General features: G+C 38.2%; 18 protein-coding genes and 1 pseudogene. 9 read left to right on the top strand and 10 right to left on the bottom strand.

What is annotated here, in order from left to right; genetic code table 11:
- Positions 1–140 precede the first annotated feature (140 nt).
- Both AC1M9I_RS05250 and AC1M9I_RS05245 read left to right on the top strand, forming a co-directional pair.
- Complete coding sequence (locus tag AC1M9I_RS05250; protein ID WP_481593436.1) at positions 141–899, top strand: MFS transporter; 759 nt, start codon at positions 141–143, stop codon at positions 897–899.
- A gap of 11 nt (positions 900–910) precedes the next feature.
- Positions 911–1,591, top strand: coding sequence for a hypothetical protein (locus tag AC1M9I_RS05245; RefSeq protein WP_481593435.1), 681 nt, complete (start codon positions 911–913; stop codon positions 1,589–1,591).
- Positions 1,592–1,619: 28 nt separating this feature from the next.
- On the opposite strand, the gene AC1M9I_RS05240 is transcribed toward AC1M9I_RS05245, so the two are convergent.
- Positions 1,620–2,483, bottom strand: a complete 864-nt coding sequence (locus tag AC1M9I_RS05240; RefSeq protein ID WP_481593434.1) for an SDR family oxidoreductase — start codon at positions 2,481–2,483, stop codon at positions 1,620–1,622.
- Positions 2,484–2,600: 117 nt separating this feature from the next.
- Here AC1M9I_RS05240 and AC1M9I_RS05235 point away from each other — a divergent pair, with 117 nt between their 5' ends.
- Positions 2,601–2,975, top strand: coding sequence for a winged helix-turn-helix transcriptional regulator (locus AC1M9I_RS05235; protein WP_481593495.1), 375 nt, complete (start codon positions 2,601–2,603; stop codon positions 2,973–2,975).
- A 55-nt stretch (positions 2,976–3,030) separates the two neighbouring features.
- Here AC1M9I_RS05235 and AC1M9I_RS05230 read toward each other — a convergent pair whose 3' ends face one another.
- On the bottom strand, positions 3,031–4,212 hold the full coding sequence (locus AC1M9I_RS05230; RefSeq protein ID WP_481610783.1) for an MFS transporter: 1,182 nt from the start codon (positions 4,210–4,212) through the stop codon (positions 3,031–3,033).
- Between the two features lie 257 nt (positions 4,213–4,469).
- Between AC1M9I_RS05230 and cgtA the strand changes: the two genes are divergently transcribed.
- Together cgtA and proB are read left to right on the top strand one after the other, a co-directional pair.
- Positions 4,470–5,681 (top strand): Obg family GTPase CgtA, encoded by a 1,212-nt coding sequence (gene cgtA, locus AC1M9I_RS05225; protein WP_092767039.1) that lies wholly within the window; start codon positions 4,470–4,472, stop codon positions 5,679–5,681.
- Between the two features lie 28 nt (positions 5,682–5,709).
- Positions 5,710–6,843: a glutamate 5-kinase gene (gene proB / locus AC1M9I_RS05220; protein ID WP_035265485.1), complete on the top strand. Its 1,134-nt coding sequence runs from the start codon at positions 5,710–5,712 to the stop codon at positions 6,841–6,843.
- A 23-nt stretch (positions 6,844–6,866) separates the two neighbouring features.
- Here proB and AC1M9I_RS05215 read toward each other — a convergent pair whose 3' ends face one another.
- A complete protein-coding gene (locus tag AC1M9I_RS05215) occupies positions 6,867–7,514 on the bottom strand; it encodes an HAD-IB family hydrolase (protein ID WP_481610782.1) in 648 nt (215 codons plus the stop codon).
- On the bottom strand, positions 7,481–8,686 hold the full coding sequence (locus AC1M9I_RS05210; protein ID WP_481594672.1) for a DUF1615 domain-containing protein: 1,206 nt from the start codon (positions 8,684–8,686) through the stop codon (positions 7,481–7,483). The genes AC1M9I_RS05215 and AC1M9I_RS05210 overlap by 34 nt, the downstream gene beginning before the upstream one ends.
- Before the next feature lie 282 nt (positions 8,687–8,968).
- Between AC1M9I_RS05210 and dusB the strand changes: the two genes are divergently transcribed.
- Positions 8,969–10,015, top strand: coding sequence for a tRNA dihydrouridine synthase DusB (gene dusB, locus AC1M9I_RS05205; protein ID WP_481594671.1), 1,047 nt, complete (start codon positions 8,969–8,971; stop codon positions 10,013–10,015).
- A 45-nt stretch (positions 10,016–10,060) separates the two neighbouring features.
- On the opposite strand, the gene AC1M9I_RS05200 is transcribed toward dusB, so the two are convergent.
- Positions 10,061–10,261: a hypothetical protein gene (locus AC1M9I_RS05200; RefSeq protein WP_481594670.1), complete on the bottom strand. Its 201-nt coding sequence runs from the start codon at positions 10,259–10,261 to the stop codon at positions 10,061–10,063.
- A gap of 73 nt (positions 10,262–10,334) precedes the next feature.
- Entirely contained in the window at positions 10,335–11,384 is a 1,050-nt protein-coding gene (locus AC1M9I_RS05195) for an NAD(P)H-dependent flavin oxidoreductase (RefSeq protein ID WP_481610781.1), read from the bottom strand.
- A gap of 178 nt (positions 11,385–11,562) precedes the next feature.
- On the opposite strand from AC1M9I_RS05195, the gene AC1M9I_RS05190 reads away from it, so the two are divergent.
- The 3 genes from AC1M9I_RS05190 to AC1M9I_RS05180 all read left to right on the top strand — a co-directional run bounded on the left by AC1M9I_RS05190 (position 11,563) and on the right by AC1M9I_RS05180 (position 15,435).
- Entirely contained in the window at positions 11,563–12,822 is a 1,260-nt protein-coding gene (locus tag AC1M9I_RS05190; protein WP_481610780.1) for a putative DNA modification/repair radical SAM protein, read from the top strand.
- Complete coding sequence (locus tag AC1M9I_RS05185; RefSeq protein WP_481593427.1) at positions 12,823–13,602, top strand: TIGR03915 family putative DNA repair protein; 780 nt, start codon at positions 12,823–12,825, stop codon at positions 13,600–13,602.
- Positions 13,603–14,136: 534 nt separating this feature from the next.
- Positions 14,137–15,435, top strand: a complete 1,299-nt coding sequence (locus AC1M9I_RS05180) for a dicarboxylate/amino acid:cation symporter (RefSeq protein ID WP_481593426.1) — start codon at positions 14,137–14,139, stop codon at positions 15,433–15,435.
- A gap of 257 nt (positions 15,436–15,692) precedes the next feature.
- Here the strand turns inward: AC1M9I_RS05180 and AC1M9I_RS05175 are convergent, their stop codons facing one another.
- The 4 genes and pseudogenes from AC1M9I_RS05175 to AC1M9I_RS05160 all read right to left on the bottom strand — a co-directional run.
- Positions 15,693–16,904, bottom strand: a complete 1,212-nt coding sequence (locus tag AC1M9I_RS05175; RefSeq protein ID WP_481593425.1) for a YeeE/YedE family protein — start codon at positions 16,902–16,904, stop codon at positions 15,693–15,695.
- Positions 16,905–17,035: 131 nt separating this feature from the next.
- Positions 17,036–17,737 (bottom strand): VIT1/CCC1 transporter family protein, encoded by a 702-nt coding sequence (locus tag AC1M9I_RS05170; RefSeq protein WP_035265394.1) that lies wholly within the window; start codon positions 17,735–17,737, stop codon positions 17,036–17,038.
- Between the two features lie 149 nt (positions 17,738–17,886).
- Positions 17,887–18,231 carry a hypothetical protein gene (locus AC1M9I_RS05165; RefSeq protein WP_035265393.1) on the bottom strand — a complete coding sequence of 115 codons (345 nt, stop codon included), beginning with the start codon at positions 18,229–18,231 and terminating at the stop codon, positions 17,887–17,889.
- A gap of 174 nt (positions 18,232–18,405) precedes the next feature.
- Positions 18,406–18,497 (bottom strand): annotated as a pseudogene (locus tag AC1M9I_RS05160) (FAD-dependent oxidoreductase); the annotation flags it as partial.

Genomic DNA, 18,497 nt, shown 5'->3' with positions numbered 1-18,497 from the left:
AATTTACGTAATTAAGACTTTAGAGCAATATGGTTTCTTCAAAATAAGTGGTTTAATATTGAAAAAATTGCGTATTTGTTCACATAAAATATGGATTGTGAGCAGGTGATTAAAAAAATAAATGTTAAAGGATTATATTTTTGCGCATCAAATATCTTGTCATTGGCTTCGTGCTGATTGCTTTGGCTGCCGCGAGTGGTATAGCAATTGCCTTATGGGTTTTTCAACATTTTAAAATTTACATTCCACTAGAAGATCAAGCCGTGAATATTGATCTTCAGGAGCCATTGCAAGCGAAAGTTCAAATCCATGATGCTTTGGATGTAAATGTGACAGGTCGTGTGAAAACGACCATTCCTATACATGAAAATCTTTCTATTCCTGTACAACAAACATTGAATCCTATGGTTCATTTCGACAATCAAGTACCAATTAAAACGGTCATTCCAGTCCGTGAAAATTTGATTGTGGATCAAAATTTAGCAGTGGATACTAAAGTTAAGGTTCGCATTTTAGGCAAAGATATTACATTGCCATTGAAAGGGATGATTCCAATTAAACTTGATGTACCTGTTGAAATGGATGTTCCCTTAGATCAAATGGTTCACTTGAAATTTCAAGCACCTGTTCAAGCGGATTTAAAAGAGAATTTACGCATCCCATTAAAAACGGATTTAGATGTGGATATACCAGTAGAAGGTCATTTGAATGCACCAATTAAAACTGCGTTAGAGGCTTCAGTCAACGTACAAAATACTTTGCCAATTAAAATACAAAAAGGTGAGTTGGTTATCCCACTCAATACCTTAACATTACAAAAAAATCAAAAAGTGGAAGCAGCATCACCCATTAAAGTTCAGAAGGATGATCAATCTGCTGAATCGGTGAAAGCCCAGTGAGCTCGAGAAGCATGAGTGCTAAAAAAATCGTGGGATATGGTTCGCTCTTATTTATTGTCGTGGCAAGCATTGTCGCCGTAGGTTTTTGGCTATATCTCAATATTCAAGCATCTGTTCATGTCAGTGCGAAGAATGCAAGTGTACAGTTGTCAGAATCATTGCCGACCAAAATTGATGTTGGGAATTATCTTGAGGTACAAGCGATTGGCGCATTAAATACAGAAATTAAAGTGCAGGAAAATATTGATTTAGATTTGCAGGGTAAATACAAAACCAATCTCAAGTTTAAAGTCGAAGTCCCTGTTTCTGTGAGTGCGGATTATCAAACCAAAGTAATAATTGATCAAACGATTCCAATTAGTGCAACAACAGATTTGGTGTATAAAGCACGATTTTTACCTAAATTTCCGTTAAATTTAGATTTGCCTATTCAGCTTGAAGTTCCATTTCATTTAAAGCGTACTTATCAGGTTCCGATTACGATTGATTTTGATGGTCCTGTGTATTTAGATTTGCATGAGCAGCTTGATGTGGATATTGATCATGTTTTCAAACCTGTATTACATTTAAATGATCCAATTTTGATGAAGGATGTATCTAGTTTTAGAGCAACAATGTACAACTTGGAGCGTGAAACAAAAGCAAATTTAGATATGAACTTGGATTTACCTCTGCGCAATATTAAAAAGTAAAAACTCCCCTTTAAGGGGAGTCTATTCTCTAAGCATTCAGGGCTTGCTGAATGCTTTCACGAATCGATGTGGTTTTTCGACCAATTAAATGTTCAAGATCTTTGCGTACACTGTACATCGCACCATGGGCGGTGTGAAGATCTGCATCTACAATGACGTCAATGAGACCTAGTGGTAAACCAGCTTGAATTAATCCTTGACGATAATCTTCTAGAGATAAGTTTTGATATTTCACAGGCTGTTGTGAAAACTCAGAAAGAAGGGTCGCAAAATCATTTAAGCTAAAGCTTTCGCTACCAGCAAGCTCGTAAATTTTGTTCAAATGTTGAGCTGATTCATCATTTAATATTTGAGCTGCAGCAGTGGCATAATCCAAACGAGAAGCTGAACTAATTAAACCATCTTGAGCAGCTCCGTATACTATGCCTGTTTCGATTTGATGGGTGAGGGCAGATAAATAGTTTTCGCTATACCAATTATTTCTTAAAAAGGTGTAGGTAATGGAACTTTCTCGTATTAGTTTTTCTGTTTCTCGATGTTCATTGGCTAAGCCAAGCGGAGAGTGATCTGCATTCAGTAAGCTGGTATATGTTAGGTGAGGAACTCTAGCTTGAATCGCAGCATCAATAACAGCCTTGTGTTGTGGAGTGCGACGACCAATCTCATTGGCAGAAATGAGCAGGAGTTTATTAACGTCCTGAAGGGAATTTGCGAGATTATCTGGCTGATCATAATCAAATTTGCGTACTTGAATATCTTCAGAAAATAAAATTTTAGCTTTTTCTGGGTTGCGAACCAAAGCAATAATTTCATGCTCGCTATGAAGTTTTTTAAGTTCTTGAACAACTAAACGACCTAATTCACCAGTTGCACCTGTAATCGCAATTTTCATTTTAATTTCCTCTTAATGTGGCTAAAAAATAAACTTGATGCAGGCATATTAATCTGTTAACTTACTTAATGAAAGTACATACCTAAAAGTAAGTTGTTAACTGTTAAGAGAAAAATGATGAATACATATGCGCATAGTGATTTATTAGGTCAAGTTTTATCCAGTGAATGTCCTTCTCGTGAAATTTTGGAGCATCTCACCAGTAAATGGTCAGTTCTCGTCCTACGTTGCTTGAGTGATGGTGTGCATCGTTTTAGTGAGCTAAAACAAAGAATTGAGGGGGTGAGCGAAAAAATGTTGGCTCAGACACTAAAAACCTTAGAAAAAGATGGTTTTATTTTGCGCACTGTTTATCCAGTAGTTCCTCCAAAGGTGGAGTATCAACTCACTGTATTGGGTTCAAATGCAGCGATGAAATTAAATGAGTTGATCCATTGGATTGAGCGAAATTTACCCGAAATTTTGGAAAGTAAGGCACTTATTACGCGATAGTTATACTTCATCATTTTGTTATCGCTCAGTTTAAAGTGTGTACTGAGCGAGATGTTTATATAGATTTCATGATCTTAAAATCATAACGATCAATACATAAAATTAAAATTGAGAAAAACAGTCCCAAAGCAACGCAACCAATCCATGCATAATGTTCCCAAGCATAGACAGCACCTAAAGAACCTAGTGCAGCGCCTGAAAAGTAAATGGTCATATACACAGCATTAATTCGTGAGCGTGCTTGACCATCAATACGATAGACTAGATTTTGATTCAAAACATGAAATGCGGTGAGACCAAAATAGCTCATCAATACGCCAAGTGCATAAATGAAGATGTTCTGTTGCGCGAAATATAATGGAATACAAGAGAACAGCATCAAGGTGATACATAATTGAGCGACAAATTCTTCTTTCCCTTTGCCAACTGTTTTACCAGACCAACTCGAGGAATAAATTCCGATAATACCTAACAGACCAAATAGACCAATTTGAAAATCAGTAAATTGATATGGGGCACTCCCTAAAACAAAAGTCATCGATGTAAACACCATTGAGAGAATGCCAAATCCTAGGGCACCCGCGCAGGCACGGCGTATGAGATGCGGATTATGCTTTGCGATGCTCCAAAGTGATTTGTAAATATCGGTGACTTGTAAATGCGAAGCAGGTTGAGTGTTGGGGAGTTTTTTCCACATTAAACATGCTAAACATAAAGTCAAAATACCACTACTGAAATAAACGCCTTCCCAAGACCAATAAGTTGAAACAAAGCCGGCAAATGTCCTAGATAAAATAATCCCCATGACCAATCCGCTCATGAGTTTACCTACAACTGCCGAGCTTAATTCCGGTGGGCTAATGGAAGAAGCAAATGGAATTAATACTTGTGCTGATATGGCTCCAAATGTTGCACAAAGGGTAAAGATATATAAAGTGCTAATATCTGAGCTGAAAGACAAAAGGATCTGCGAAATTGCCGCAAATATCATTAAACTCACAATGAGTTTTCGTTTATTAAAAAAATCTCCAAGGGGTACCAAAAGCATGAGTCCGAGCATATAACCCACTTGAGCGATAACCACGGTAAATCCAGCTTGGCTGGTCGAAATTTCTAAACTTCTTTCGATTGAATAAATCAGTGGTTGATTGAAATAGGCTGAACCTGCACAGACACCACAGGCCAAAGCCATAATAAGCACGAATTGTGAGGATAAAGGGGTAGCAGAGCGATCCATGTCAAAATCTTAGAGTGCAATTTAATGCACTATAGGCATTATTTTGTGGTTTCAGAAATAAATAAAACCAATGATGTCATTTGATAAAACAATGAGTAATGAATAAATCAAATTTAATGCAGTGATACACCAAAATATTAAAGACTCAATTTATGAAAAAAGTCGCTAACTTATTCTCAACCTGCATAAATATAGTCGAGAAATACTTTAAAATATGGCAGAATAGGCGGTTTTAAAGTTTTTAGAGGATTGGCATTATGCGCTTTGTTGATGAAGCAGTCATTACCGTAGAGGCTGGCGACGGTGGCAATGGCGTAGCCAGTTTTCGCCGTGAAAAATTCGTACCATTTGGTGGTCCAGATGGTGGTGATGGTGGTCGTGGTGGCAGCGTATATATTCAAGCTGATGACAACACCAGTACGCTTGTAGATTATCGTTATACCCGTAGATTTCGTGCTGAACGTGGTAAAAATGGTGCTGGCGCAAACTGTGCAGGTCGCGGTGGTGAATCCGTAACACTATATGTTCCAGTAGGAACAACAATTGTAGATACTGAGTCTGGCGACATCATTGGTGATTTAATTGAAAATGGTCAACGTGTTCTTGTTGCTCAAGGTGGTGACGGTGGTTTAGGTAACACTCACTTTAAGTCATCAACGAACCGTGCTCCACGTAAATGTACACATGGTAACAAAGGTGAGTTCCGCGAAATTCGCCTAGAGCTGAAAGTTTTGGCAGATGTTGGCTTATTAGGTATGCCAAATGCGGGCAAATCAACATTTATTCGTGCTGTCTCTGCAGCAAAACCAAAAGTAGCAGATTACCCATTTACAACTATGGTACCTAATCTTGGTGTTGTAGATGCAGATCGTCACCGTTCATTTGTAATGGCTGATATTCCAGGTTTGATCGAAGGTGCTGCAGAAGGTGCAGGTCTTGGTATTCGCTTCTTAAAACATTTGGCGCGTACTCGTATTCTTCTACATATCGTGGATGTACAGCCAATTGATGGATCAGATCCAGCTTATAATGCTAAGGCAATTTTAAATGAACTTTTAAAGTTCTCTCCAACATTGTCAAAACTCCCAGTGGTGTTGGTTTTAAATAAAGTAGATCAGTTGCCTGAAGACTCAAGAGATGAGTGGTGCAATCACATCCTTGAAGAGTTGAAATGGGAGGGTCCAGTATTTAAGACTTCAGGCTTGATGTCTGAGGGAACCAAAGAAGTCGTTTATTATTTAATGGATCAAATTGAACAACAGCGCGAACGCGAAGTTGAAGATCCAGAGTATGCAGCAGAAATGCAAGCATTCCGTGATCAGCTTGAAGCTGAAACACGTGAACAAACCATTGCCGCTAAAGAGGCTTATCGTGAAATGCGTCGTAAACAACGTCTTGCCAGTCAAGAGGATGACGATTTTGACGATGATGAAGATGATGGCGAAATGGAAGTGTACTACGTACGTTAATCTCTTTATATAAGAGACAGAGGACAAGATGATAGAAGTGGTAGATGGGCAACGTCAGCTCAAGGGTTGCAAAAGAATCGTTGTTAAAATCGGATCATCTTTACTCACAGCAAACGGAAAAGGTTTAGATATAGATGCAATCTCGCATTGGGCGGGGCAAATTGCAGATCTACACAATGCAGGGCATGAGATTATTCTCGTGTCTTCCGGTGCTGTGGCTGAAGGTATGGTTCGAATGAAACTTGAGAATCGACCCACGGATCTACCCAGTCTTCAAGCTTGTGCTGCCATTGGTCAAATGGGGCTGATACAAACTTGGTCAAGTGTATTGTTGAATCACAATATTCAATCTGCTCAAGTTTTATTGACTCATGATGACTTGGCTGACCGTCGCCGTTATTTGAATTCTTGTGATGCTTTACAACATTTAATTGATTGGAAAGTGATTCCAGTGATTAATGAAAATGACACTGTATCTACTGATGAGATTCGATTCGGAGACAATGATACTTTAGCTGCAATGGTTGCAGGCCAAGTTCATGCTGATTTATTGATTATTTTGACAGACCAAGAGGGGATGTTTGATTCAGATCCTCGCTCAAATCCTAATGCGAAGTTGTTTCATACAGTTCGCGCATTAGATGAAAGTTTGTTTGATATGGCAGGTGGTGGTGGTAAGTTTGGTCGAGGTGGAATGCTGACCAAAGTACGTGCTGCTCGTTTAGCTGCGAAATCAGGATGTCCTACACTGATTGCCAGTGGAGACAGTAATCATGTGTTAACTCGATTAATGTCGGGTGAGATGCTAGGTACGTTGTTTATCACTGATAATGATCGAATCACTGCTCACCAACAATGGTTAGCTGCGCATTTGCAAACTGCAGGGCGATTGGTGATTGATGATGGTGCTGTGAAAGCGATCAAAGAAAATCATCGGAGTTTATTGCCTGTAGGTGTTAAAGCAGTTGAAGGGCATTTCGAGCGTGGTGATGTGGTAGAGTGTGTGGATCAGCAACGGCATCGCGTTGCAGTTGGTCGTGTCAACTTTAGTTCACGTAGCGCTGAAATTGTCAAAGGCTTACCCTCAGATAAGGTACACCAAGTTCTAGGTGAAGCACGTTCATTAGAAATGATCCATCGCAATCATATGGCGATCTATTAATTTCTTATTTAATAAAAGCTCGCTTAGGCGAGCTTTTTTTGTGGATCAATATCGGGTAATTGATGAGATGATCCGACCATATAAGGATAATCAGCCATATCCAACATCGCTTGATCCTCATAAGAATTTCCATAAGCATAAATTGATTGAAATTGGTTTACATCATATTGCTTGAGTATGCGCTGTCTTTTTTCTTCACCACTACAATCAGGAGAAGAATAATGACCCGTATAAAATTGATTGAGCACTTCAGTTTCAGTACAAATCAAATCTACATTTAAAATCTGCGAAATAGGTTTTAAATAAATATCAATGGATGCAGAGACAATCGCAATGCGGTCACCACGGAGTTGATGCTTTATCAGTTGTTCATAAATGGGTGAGTTTAAATGTTGTTGTAATGAATAGGCATATTCAAGTGCAATCGAGTCAGCATCAGATTTAGAGAATCCAGCAAACATTGCCTTGAATAGCTTAGGGCGCATTGCATGCGCGGGGTAAATATTTAAAAAATAGGCTTGAATCCAAGGCAGGGTTTTTAGTCCTTGCTTAACAATATGGCGTTTTGATAAAGCATAAAAGATAAAACTAGTAAAACTATCTTTATCACACAGTGTTCCATCAAAATCGAATAAGGCTAGGTTTTGATTCTTTTTGCTTTCTGCATACATGTTTGATATCGACCGTTAACGCGCGTAGCAAACCAATTGGTGTTGTAGTCGCGACTTAGCTTAGGACCTGAAATAACCACTTCAGGCATAATGGCATAAAATTTTTCTTTTCCGATTTTCTTTTCGTAAAGCTCAGTCACAGCTTTATAGGTTTGCGTATCTTCAAACTTTTTCTCTTTTTCTTTCTTTAAATCAGCTCGAATTTGACGAGGTGTAATAAATACATTATTTGCGGCAAATACATTGATAAGTTCTTGTTCAGATTGACTCTTTTCCGCTTTTGGATTGCCATTTTTATTGTACAGTAATAAGTCGCCATCAAGCGTTAACTCCGCTGCTGTTAATTCATTGAGCATGCTTTGGAAAGCGGCGTTACGACTTGAATACATACCTGAATTGTAGTCTGCAAAGCGATAGATGGGTTGATCATAATCTGCTGGATACATCATCAGGCGGTGAATACCATAATAGAGTCCACCATATTGACTATAAAGGTCTGATCTTAGATCTGCGATACTTCCACCTTGGCGCTTATGATCTTTTGCATAGCTAATATGAACTTGCATAGAGCCTAGAGTAGTAATGGGATTTAGTTTTTCACCAATATCTTGACCAACGAGTTTAGCTGCACCAGTGAGTGCACTGACATGGTAGTGTTTTGCCATGTGAGCAAAAATCTCACGATACAATTCATCTACTTCTCGTTCGGTAGACACTTTCCGCATTTGTTTCAGATAGTTGTCTTCAGGGGTTGGCTGATTTTTTAAGACCTCTTGGAAATAGCCCGCAACTGTGCCTCCGATACTATCCCCTAATTTATCTTTAAATTTTTCATCTAAACGATCTTCAATTTCTTTAACTGCTTTGGCACCTAGTCCGGGTACATGGGGATCTGCAACAAAATTAGATTCTTGATCGACTACAGCAATAATGGTACACACATTTTCTTTCGTTTGGGGTATACCGAGTTGCTCGGTTATTTTATAAATATCCTCGGCCCATGAACCACGATTATTGACGCGGCCAGGAATGAGTTTTGAGATTTGTTCTGCATCAATCGTTTTATCTTGTGTATTCCACCATGATGAGTCACCACAAGCACTCATGAATAAACTTAATGTAGCAACACTACAGGCTTTAAAAATTACATTAGAGCGAAAGCTATTTTTCATAAATGCAAAGTATCAGGGATAAAGATTCTAGCGAAGTATACTATTTCATTCACGATTTGTGAGAACTTATATGTATACAAGATGATGGCAGCATGCTTCAAATCAAAATCTAAGTTTTGAGCTTAAGTTCATCCATTAACATTCAAGCAAAATGAGATAAAACATATTTTTAGTTTCAAACGTTATATAATTTAATGCTTGTATCCAATTTCAATCTCTCAATGAGTGCAGATTTAAAAAGTTAAGCATTCTGAAACTGTTTCATCATCATTGGTATTATTCATGTCTCAACATCCTGTGATCCGTGATTTATTTGATCGCGAAAAAACAACTCCTGTTTTTGTAGCACCCATGGCAGGTGTAACGGATCGACCATTTAGAACGTTGTGTAAATATTTTGGTGCAGGACATGCAGTTAGTGAAATGATGACTTCTGACAAAACGCTGCGTATGAGTAAGAAAAGTCTTTACCGTGCCAACTTTGATGGGGAAATTGCTCCAATTTCAGCACAAATAGCAGGATCAGACCCACGGGATTTAGCTGAAGCTGCACGATATCAAGTGTCAAACGGTGCTCAAATCGTTGACATCAATATGGGTTGTCCAGCGAAAAAGGTGTGCAATAAATTAGCAGGTTCTGCACTACTACAGGATGAAGACTTGGTAGCTAGAATTTTAGATGCGGTGGTCGAGGCAGTAGATGTCCCTGTAACACTTAAAACGCGCTTAGGATTTTTAAACGGACATGAAAATATTATGCGTGTGTCGAAGCGCGCAGAACAAGCGGGTATCGCAGCTTTAGCATTGCATGGTCGTACACGGGAAGATATGTATTTAAATACTGCACGTTATGATCTAATTAAAGAAGTGAAGCAAAATATCTCTATTCCAGTCATTGCAAATGGAGATATTGATAGTCCAGAGAAAGCCAAGTATGTATTAGATCATACTGGTGCTGATGCCGTGATGATTGGCCGAGCAGCACAAGGTCGTCCATGGATTTTTAGAGAAATTGCTCATTATTTAAAAACGGGACAGCCACTTGCAGCGCCATCGATTGCTGAAGTAAAAGAAGTTCTATTGGGTCATCTGAATGAGCTATATGAATTTTACGGTGAGTATTCAGGCTGTCGCATTGCACGTAAACATATCGCGTGGTACACCAAAGGTCTCCACTCAAGTAATGAATTTCGTCAGAATATGTACAAAGTAGAAAGTACAGCGGAACAAGCCAAGGTCGTAGCCAATTATTTCGATTTACTTTTGTCAGAAGGGCAAATTATGAGTGATGTTCAAGTGGAATCTGTGGATTCATTAAAATCAGGTTGAGTTTCTATATGTCAGCACTCAACTGAGATAAGTTATTCATACATTCTACTGTTGAGATTCAAGAGGTTGTAAATTTACTTGAGAATCTGATTTTTTCTCTTCAGAAGAAGGTGATTGATCTTGATTTAAATTTTGAGCATCTAGCTGCTCAACATTATGTTGAGTGGACTGATCTTTATCTTGAGCATGTGAATAGGTGTCTATTCCGAATCCAATCGCCACAAGTGCTAATAATACAAAACCCATACTTTTTGCTACATAATTTAACAATCCATTGTAAATTAAAAAACTATAGCTCGGTATGGGTTTTATCGATTATTTAAGCATCATATTGATCAATTTCTAATATGATTTGATTGATTAAATCAGGTGCTTCTAAAGCTCTGATTTGATTTACATTACTTCCTGCCCAGAATGCACCAAAACTTTCATCTTTGTTGGTTAATGCTGCTGCATTAAGTTGTTTACCTAAATCATATGCATAAGGGTAGGAAGCAACTAACTCACGCTGAGGTAAATCTACGAGAGTTGACCAACTGTTGATTATCCCTCTCGCTGGTCGTCCAGAGATGCTTGAAGTGATTTGAGTTAAAGGCTTGCTTAATAATGCATTACGATAAGCTGCATTAGCAGCTGAACTCTTGCATTGTACAAATGCAGTACCGAGTTGTACGGCTGAAGCTCCGAGATTCATTATATATTTAGCTTGAAATCCATTCATGATTCCACCAGCTGCTACGACAGGTATCTTGCAGGCAGGAACAAGTAACTTTACTAAATCAGCTGTTTTGATTGCACTGTCAAAATGCTCATTAAAAATACCACGGTGTCCTCCCGCTTCAATACCTTGTGCAATGATGATATCAATGCCAGCGTTTTCAATTGCTCTAGCTTCCGCTAAGTTCGTTGCTGATACCATCGTAATAATACCAGCCTCTTTGAGGGCAGAGATTTGATGTGCATGAGGTATCCCAAAGTGAAAGCTAACCGCCTTTGGTCGAGTTTCTAAGACTAAATCTAAAAAATCATCATTATCTAAAAAACTGGGGTAAATACATTTTAATTCTTTGGGTGGTTCAGTATTAAAGTTATCAAAGTGAGGTTTTAGATAATTTATCCAGTTTTGATTACGTTCAGAATCAAGTTTAGCTGGTTTGTGGCAAAAGAAATTCACCTGAAAGGGTAAATCTGTTAATTTTTGAGTTGCAACAATTTGTTGTCGAGCATTTTCGATACTGGCTGCACCTAAACCAAGAGACCCCAATCCACCTTGATTGGATACTTCAGCTGCCAGTTCTGGAGTGGATACTCCAGCCATTGGTGCTAAAAAAATGGGATGCTGAATGGATAATTGTTCGAATAAAGACATAATCAAGCTCCATGATTTAATTTCACTTTGCACAATCATGATCTGAGAATCAAATTATATTCATTATTTAGTGAGAAAATGCAAAGCGTCAAACTGTGTCGCATGAGTGATCACTGACATTTAGTAGAATAAATAAACAATTATAATATTCGAAATCTCATTGCTTCCCCTTACATATATGTCTGATCGTATCCGTGAAAAATTACAGATTTTAGCTGATGCTGCCAAATATGATGTGTCTTGTTCATCAAGTGGTAGTAACCGCAAGAACAAAGATAAAGGTCTTGGTAATACAGGTTCCGGAATTTGCCATAGTTATACCGAAGATGGTCGCTGTGTTTCATTATTAAAAATTTTATTCTCAAATGTCTGTATTTATGATTGTGCGTATTGTGTCTCTCGACGTTCAAATGACGTAAAGCGAGCGGCATTTACCGTCCAAGAAGTGGTAGATCTGACCATTAATTTTTATCGTCGAAACTATATAGAAGGGTTATTTTTAAGTTCAGGAATTTTTAAATCCGCGGATTACACCATGGAGAGAATGCTTCAAGTCGTAAAAAAATTAAGACTGGAAGAAAATTTTAATGGGTACATTCATCTCAAAACTATTCCGGGTGCTTCGCAAGAAATTATTCATGAGGCTGGACTGTATGTCGATCGGATGAGCATTAACTTAGAAATGCCGACAGAAGAAGGCTTGGTGAAATTTGCACCTGAAAAGTCGCATGCAGAAGTGCAGAAAGATTTAGGTATTGTGAGAGACCGTTTGATTGAATTGAAAGATGAGAGAAAACTAATCAAGTCGGTTCCTAAATTTATGCCTGCTGGTCAGACAACACAAATGGTGGTCGGTGCGCATCACGAAACAGATCGTGATGTAATCTTGATGGCTGACAAGCACTATAAAGATTTTAAATTAAAACGGGTGTATTACTCAGGATATATACCTATCAATCCAGAAGAGTCTGCTTTACCTGCTGTAGGTTCTGCACCGCCGTTATTGCGAGAAAATCGCTTATATCAATCAGATTGGTTAATGCGTTTTTATGGATTTGAAGCCAACGAAATTGTGGATGAAGCACATCCCAATTTAGATTTAGAGGTTGATCCTAAATTAGGTTGGGCTTTAAGACATCCAGAGCAGTTTCCGGTGGATATTAATACTGCTGAATATAAAATGATTTTGCGTGTTCCTGGCATTGGTGTGAGGTCTGCTAAGAAAATTGTACAGGCTCGTCGATTTGGAAAAATTCATATCGATCAGTTAAAGCGCTTAGGCGTTGCTTATAATCGTGCTCAACATTTTATTCGATGTGCTGACACACCCAAATTTAAAAGAGAACAACACGCTCATCAGATCCGCCAGCAAATTTTACAAAGCGGACAATCAAAATATGTGAAACAACTGTCACCTCAACTAGGATTTGGGTTTTAAATGGCTGTGTATGTTTTTGATGGTACCATGACTGGGTTGCTGTGCTGTGTTTTTAGAGCTTTTCAATTCAAAGAGTTCGACGTAAAAGTTCAAACTGAAGGAAACGCTCACCAGAATTTATTTGATGAGTCAGTCCGAGTTTACAGTGAAGAAAAGCAAGCTGAACGAGTCTGGCAAGGTTTAAAATCTAAAATTTCTGCTTCAAGTTTGCGTAATTGGTATTTTACTTTTTTGTCTGAGCAGGAAGTGGCATACCAACATCTATTTGATTATTCCATTTATATCTTTAAGCACCGATATGCCGTTGAAAAAAATTTCGGTCATCGTGATGTTTTAGCGCTTGCACAATGGGCTAAACAAGTTGGTCGTGAAAAGCACCGAATGGAGGCATTTGTTCGCTTTAAAAAGTGTAAGGATGGTTTATTTTTATCATTAGTAAGACCAGATTTTAATGTTCTGCCTTTAATCTCTAAGCATTTCAAAGCACGTTATCAAGACCAGCGTTGGTTAATTTATGATGAAAAGCGACGCTACGGAATTTACTATGATTTGAAGCAAGTCCATCAAGTTAATTTGAATGCAGTCGAAATCGATCAAAATATCTATATAGGTTCTAGTCAATCATTCATGATTGAACTCGATGATCAAGAAGAGCTATATGATCAACTTTGGAAGGATTATTTTAAGAGTGTAAATATAGTGGCACGTGATAATCCTAAGTTGCATGTTCAATACGTACCTAAAAGGTATTGGAGATATATGAATGAAAAACAGGTTTAGTATGATTTTTTAAAAATAAGTTGTTGAATTTATTTAATAAAATATAATAAAAACGATTATATATGAGTGTTTTAAATTTATACAGCTAAAATTTTTAATATTTTTTTGTTATATTTATTTAAGGGTTAATTGTGTAAGTTATTGAATTATATATTTATATATATAATTATTAGATTGCATAAAAATTTAATTATACTTTATAGATATATATTGGGTCATAAAATAAAATTTTTTGTATGTTTAATATTCAAAATTAACTTATAAATTTTTAATTTCAATTTTTTTTCTAAAAATATCAAAACTTAATTTTATACGAGTTAATTTTGATAACGATTCATATTTAGCCATCTCAGTTCAATTGGACTTTGTAAATTTTTTTTTCTTAGACTAATAGTTAAGCCCAATTTATTCATTCAAAAAGTGAATATCACTAGAATTTCGACCTTTGAAACTATTTAACGCGCAATTCGTTTTTGAGTGTGAAATTTATTGCATTTAACAATGGATTCACTTTTTGAATTAGAAGGGTCTTCCATGGATATTCACGTTGATGAGCAATCTCAACCACCTAAGAAGCAAAAGTTTTATCAAATTTTATATGTTCAAGTCATCTTTGCAATTATTGCGGGTGTCACACTTGGACATTTTATGCCTGAGTTGGGGGCAAGTTTAAAACCTCTTGGCGATGCTTTTATTAAAATCGTCAAAATGATCATTGCACCCGTTATTTTCTTGACTGTGGTCACGGGTATTGCTGGTATGACGAATATGGGCGCAGTGGGGCGAGTGACGGGTAAAGCAATGGCTTACTTTTTAACTTTCTCTACGCTTGCGCTGATTGTGGGCATGATTGTTGCCAATCTTATTCAGCCGGGTAAAGGTCTTAATATCGATCCTGCTGCTTTAGAAGGTGACAAAGTTTCAACTTATGTTGAAAAAGCTCAGGATGCCTCTATTGTTGACTTCTTCATGAATATCATACCAAAGACTTTAATCAGTCCTTTGGCGGGTGGGGATATTCTTCAGGTTTTATTTGTTGCTGTGCTATTTGGTTTAGCGCTTGCAGCGGTGGGTGAAAAAGGGAAACCAATTACAGATTTCTTAACGACACTGACCGCTCCGGTATTTTACCTTGTTGGTATGTTAATGAAACTAGCTCCAATTGGTGCATTTGGTGCAATGGCGTATACGATTGGTGCTTTCGGTATTTCAAGTATTGGAAATTTACTATTATTAATCGTAACATTCTATATTACTTCACTTTTATTTGTTCTGCTTATTCTGGGAGCAGTTGCACGTTACAATGGATTTTCAATCATTGATCTCATCCGCTATATCAAAGATGAATTATGGTTAGTATTAGGCACGAGTTCTTCTGAAGCTGCACTGCCAACGCTAATGAATAAAATGGAAAAAGCGGGTTGTGAAAAGTCGGTCGTTGGTTTGGTCATTCCAACTGGATATTCATTTAATTTAGATGGTACAAATATCTATATGACGATGGCTGCTCTTTTTATTGCTCAAGCCTGTAATATCGATTTGACCATTTGGGAACAGATCACAATTTTGTTGGTAGCGATGATTAGTTCAAAAGGGGCTGCAGGTGTAACGGGTGCGGGCTTTATTACTCTGGCAGCTACATTATCCGTTGTTCCTGCATTACCTGTTGCAGGGATGGCGCTTATTTTAGGTATCGACCGTTTTATGTCTGAATGCCGCGCATTAACTAACCTTGTTGGGAATGCTTGTGCAGCAATTGTTGTAGCACGTTGGGATAATGCATTAGATAAAGAACAATTAGATGCAACTTTGAAAAAGAAAGCAGAGGCTTGACTTCACTTTTAACATCTTAAGCCCATCTTCGGATGGGTTTTTTATATAGATGATGCAGCATTTAACAAACTCAGAGTAAGCGCATTCAGATTTATTATAAGAACAAACTTTGGTGGCGTAGCTGATTTCAATCGGCTAAAAATTTAATACTCCTTTCTTTTTCTTTCTTATCCTCTTGAATGGTTGTAATTGCACTATAGAAAGATAAAAAAACGCCCAATTGAAATTAGGCGTTCTTAAATATCGATATTTGCTGATTAGCAACCTGTAAGTTTTTCAGGCTGAGGCTTTTCATTCGGGAAAAATAGTGGACGAAGTTTCACACCTATACCATTACCAATAAAAGCGAAAATCAGCCATAACCACCCATGTAGACTGCCTGATGCAATGCCGCTGAAATAAGCACCGATGTTACAACCGTATGCTAATCGAGCGCCATAACCCAACATGATCCCCCCAATGACTGCTGCTAGAATTGAGCGTTTAGGGATATTGAGACTCGGTGCAAATTTTCCAGCGAGACCTGCTGCAAGTAAAGCGCCGAGCATGATGCCAAAATTCATCATAGAGGTGATATCAAACCACAACGAATTTGCTACAGCTTTAGCATTTCCAGGTTGTTGCCAATAGTCCCAAGCTGTTACATCAATTCCGACTAATGTTGCACCTTTCGCTGCCCATACTGCGAGTGCAGATGTGACACCCCATGGGCGACCAGCCAATGCAAGCGTGGCGAAATTAAGCAGGGTGAGAATAATACCACCCCAAATCAAAGGCCATGGTCCCTTTAGGAAACGTTTCCAGCCTTGATGAGCTGCAACAGGTTCTTGTTCAAGCTGACCGTGGCGTTTTTTCTCGAAGTAGACTGTTGCCAATGCGATCAAACCAAATAGCACGAAATTGAGTATTAGCGCTGGAATAACACCAAAGCTTTGTACTACTGAAATAGGGGCTAAATGTGGCAGTGCAAACCACCATTCAATATGTGAAGTAGCGATCAGTGAGCCTAAACAGAAAAAGAATAGAGTGATCAGCATACGTGAGCTACCACCACCGACTGTATAGAGTGTCCCAGATGCGCAACCACCACCCAGTTGCATGCCAATTCCGAAAATAAATGCACCAATCATCACGGACATCGATACGGGATTGACGTTGCCTTTAACGGGTTGACCAAATAACTCACCTGCACCTAAAGCTGGGAAGAAGAGCAGTACTGCCAGTGCGAGCATAATCATTTGTGCACGTAAACCACGACCTTTGCGTTCTTTAATAAAAACGCGCCAGCTCGATGTAAAACCAAATGATGCATGGTAGAGCGTCATACCAAGCGCACCACCAATAAGGAATAACAGGGCTTGATTAATTCCCACAATTTGATAAGCACCAAAGGTGCCTACAATCAATAAAACAATAGCGATCCAGACCGATGACTGTGATCGGTCAGATTGAGCTGCAATAATGGACATGAAGATAAGAAAAGCTGATAAAACACATCAGTATTTTAATTGATTGATTGTGGGTTGATAGTCCTACACTGCATTTATGCATTAAATGCTGCTGAGTAATATTGATTTTATATATTTGTAATTCTTATATGTTAGCCGACATGTACATTAAACAGTGAGCCAATCCAACTTGAAAATGCCATCGCTGCGATTCCCCAAAGCGTAATTCGCAATGCAGATTTTACTTTAGACGTTCCAGCAAAATATCCAGATAAAGCCCCTAGAATAAATAACGCTAAAATGCAAAAAAAGGCAACACTGTATTCTAAATATGCAGGAGGACTGATCAGTATAGCGATCATAGGGCAAGCTGCACCTATTGAAAAGGCGGTGGCAGAAGACCAAGCGGCTTGAAAAGGTTGAGCTGTTGTATTTTCATGGATACCAATTTCATCACGTGCATGTGCAGCTAACGCATCATGCTCGCTCAGTTGTATAGCAACTTGATGAGCAAGTTCGGGTGATAGTCCTCTTTGTATATAAATATGCGTTAATTCTTTCAGTTCTATTTGTGGATTGCGTGCTAACTCACTTGCTTCAAACTTTAGATCAGCTTCTTCAATATCAGACTGAGATTTTACTGAAATATATTCACCAGCTGCCATGGACGTTGCGCCTGCAATCAAACCAGCAATACAAGTGATTAAAAGGGTATGTTGATTCGCGCCACTTGCTGCCATCCCCATGATTAAACTAGTGACTGAAATTATACCGTCGTTGGCACCAAGAACAGCAGCTCTTAACCAACCTGTGCGATGTATATAATGTGGTTCTGTATGGTGCGAATAGCTCATAGGATTTTGTCTTATTATCTGAAAATGTTATTCAAAAATGAGTTGTTATTCATACAGTATAGGCTTGATTCGTATTTTGGGGCTGTATAATTGCTCTGTTAGAGAAAAAATTAAAGCCCCTAAAGAGGCTTTAATTGGTAAAAATCAAATTATTGTTGAGCTTTTTCTTTTACATTCGCTGCACCTTCTTCTACAGCTGCCGCAGCATTAGCAGTTGCTTCTTTAGCCGCTTCTGAAGCGTTGTGCGCAGCGTTTTCAGCATGTGCAGCAGCATTATCTGCAGCTTGTGCTGTCGCATCAGCAGCATTGTCGACTGCAGTTGCAGTTGATTGAGCTGCATCTTCAGTCGCATTTTGAATATCTGCACCTGCTTGTTCAGCAGCATTTTCTAAATGTTCACCAGTTGTCGCGCCAGTTTCAGGAGCTTTATCCTTATTACACCCAACCAAAGCAACTGTAGCAGCAAGACCTAAAGCAACAAGAATCTTATTCATTTTATCTTCCTTTTTTAATTCAATGAGTATCCAAGTAGCATGGATGAGAACAATATAAGCAGATTTCAAATAAAGTTTTATTCAAAAATTGTAAAGATAAGATTGGCTTATAAAAAAGCCCCGAGAAAGAGTTTTCTCAGGGCTACACTTTAATGCGGTATCTTAAGGCTGAAATTACTGTCCAGAACGAATGATGTAATCAAACGCTGACAGTGATGCTTTCGCGCCTTCACCAGTGGCAATGATGATTTGCTTATAAGGTACTG

The sequence above is a fragment of the Acinetobacter sp. ANC_7553 genome (assembly GCF_056779895.1).
The sequence above is the reverse complement of the archived record's forward strand: the minus strand, read 5'-3'. Positions and strand labels throughout refer to the sequence as shown.

Bases quoted from the DNA above. Each gene is read 5' to 3' on its own strand.
- AC1M9I_RS05210 (WP_481594672.1), bottom strand. From the start codon at position 8,686: ATGAAAAATAGCTTTCGCTCTAATGTAATTTTTAAAGCCTGTAGTGTT.
- AC1M9I_RS05185 (WP_481593427.1), top strand. From the start codon at position 12,823: ATGGCTGTGTATGTTTTTGATGGTACCATGACTGGGTTGCTGTGCTGT.
- cgtA (WP_092767039.1), top strand. From the start codon at position 4,470: ATGCGCTTTGTTGATGAAGCAGTCATTACCGTAGAGGCTGGCGACGGT.
- AC1M9I_RS05200 (WP_481594670.1), bottom strand. From the start codon at position 10,261: ATGGGTTTTGTATTATTAGCACTTGTGGCGATTGGATTCGGAATAGAC.
- AC1M9I_RS05180 (WP_481593426.1), top strand. From the start codon at position 14,137: ATGGATATTCACGTTGATGAGCAATCTCAACCACCTAAGAAGCAAAAG.
- AC1M9I_RS05195 (WP_481610781.1), bottom strand. From the start codon at position 11,384: ATGTCTTTATTCGAACAATTATCCATTCAGCATCCCATTTTTTTAGCA.
- AC1M9I_RS05235 (WP_481593495.1), top strand. From the start codon at position 2,601: ATGAATACATATGCGCATAGTGATTTATTAGGTCAAGTTTTATCCAGT.
- proB (WP_035265485.1), top strand. From the start codon at position 5,710: ATGATAGAAGTGGTAGATGGGCAACGTCAGCTCAAGGGTTGCAAAAGA.
- AC1M9I_RS05215 (WP_481610782.1), bottom strand. From the start codon at position 7,514: ATGTATGCAGAAAGCAAAAAGAATCAAAACCTAGCCTTATTCGATTTT.
- dusB (WP_481594671.1), top strand. From the start codon at position 8,969: ATGTCTCAACATCCTGTGATCCGTGATTTATTTGATCGCGAAAAAACA.
- AC1M9I_RS05245 (WP_481593435.1), top strand. From the start codon at position 911: ATGAGTGCTAAAAAAATCGTGGGATATGGTTCGCTCTTATTTATTGTC.
- AC1M9I_RS05175 (WP_481593425.1), bottom strand. From the start codon at position 16,904: ATGTCCATTATTGCAGCTCAATCTGACCGATCACAGTCATCGGTCTGG.
- AC1M9I_RS05170 (WP_035265394.1), bottom strand. From the start codon at position 17,737: ATGAGCTATTCGCACCATACAGAACCACATTATATACATCGCACAGGT.
- AC1M9I_RS05190 (WP_481610780.1), top strand. From the start codon at position 11,563: ATGTCTGATCGTATCCGTGAAAAATTACAGATTTTAGCTGATGCTGCC.
- AC1M9I_RS05240 (WP_481593434.1), bottom strand. From the start codon at position 2,483: ATGAAAATTGCGATTACAGGTGCAACTGGTGAATTAGGTCGTTTAGTT.
- AC1M9I_RS05230 (WP_481610783.1), bottom strand. From the start codon at position 4,212: ATGGATCGCTCTGCTACCCCTTTATCCTCACAATTCGTGCTTATTATG.
- AC1M9I_RS05165 (WP_035265393.1), bottom strand. From the start codon at position 18,231: ATGAATAAGATTCTTGTTGCTTTAGGTCTTGCTGCTACAGTTGCTTTG.